Genomic DNA, 1,212 nt, shown 5'->3' with positions numbered 1-1,212 from the left:
CCCATACCCCCATGTTCAGCTGGCGCAGCGAAGCGGATGCCAGGGGTGATCTGGCCTCTTCCTCCCGTCTCTTGCTCGATGGCGAGTGGCGCTTCTCCTTCTTTGCCGCCCCCGAGCGGGTGCCCGAGAGCTGGCTGGCGCAGGATCTGGCGGATGCCTGCCCCATTACAGTGCCGGGTAACTGGCAGCTGGATGCCGCCTATCCGGCTACGCGGCCGCTCACCGATGGCCCCATCTACACCAATATCAAGTACCCCTTTCCCTGCGATCCGCCCCGAGTGCCAGCAGAGAATCCTACTGGCTGCTACTCCCGCGAGTTCGAACTGCCCGCCAACTGGCTGGCAAGCGGACAGAGCCGGATCATCTTCGACGGGGTGAGCAGTGCCTTCCACCTCTTCTGCAACGGTCGCTGGGTCGGTTATTCCCAGGACAGCCGCCTGCCCGCCGAATTCGATCTGACCCCATATCTGCAGAGCGGTCGCAACCGGCTGGCGGTGCTGGTGCTGCGCTGGTCCGACGGATCCTATCTGGAAGATCAGGATATGTGGTGGCTGTCGGGGATCTTCCGCTCCGTCAGCCTGTTGCACAAACCGTCCCGCCATCTGATGGATATGCGGGTGACGCCTGAACTGGATGCCTGCTATCGGGATGGCCGTCTCAAGATTGCCCTGCAAGTGGCTAATGGGGCCGGTCTGTCGGTGGAGGCCAATCTTTATGACGGCAGCGAGCGGGTCGCGGCCCTGCACCAGCCGATCGGCACTCAAACCATTGATGAAAAAGGGGCGTATGACGATCGCGCCGAGTGCTGGCTCGACGTGGTTGCGCCGCGCAAGTGGAGCGCCGAGACGCCCCATCTCTATCGCCTGACCCTGACCCTGCTGGACGAACAGGGCCAGGTTATCGAGAGCGAGGCATGTGATGTGGGCTTTCGGGTGGTGGAGATCCGTGGCGGCCTGCTGCGGGTCAACGGTCAGCCGCTGCTTGTTCGCGGTGCCAACCGTCATGAACACCATCCCGCCAGGGGCTATGCCATCGATCGCGCCACCATGGAGCGGGATCTGCTGCTGATGAAGCGCCACAACTTCAATGCGGTGCGCTGCTCCCACTATCCCAACCACCCCGACTTCTATCGCCTCTGCGATCGGCTCGGTCTCTATGTGGTGGACGAGGCGAATCTGGAGACCCACGGCATGACCCCCATGGGGCGGCTGG

1 protein-coding gene is annotated in these 1,212 nt (G+C 63.1%); it reads left to right on the top strand.

Going from position 1 to position 1,212, the window contains the following annotated elements:
- Positions 1 to 1,212 (top strand): sugar-binding domain-containing protein (locus G5179_RS20785; protein WP_421259028.1); only part of this gene is annotated, 1,212 nt, incomplete at both ends.

The organism is Aeromonas sp. 600886 (genome assembly GCF_049174935.1).
Lineage (GTDB): Bacteria > Pseudomonadota > Gammaproteobacteria > Enterobacterales > Aeromonadaceae > Aeromonas > Aeromonas veronii_A.
This window is presented reverse-complemented; position numbering and strand designations above follow the sequence as displayed.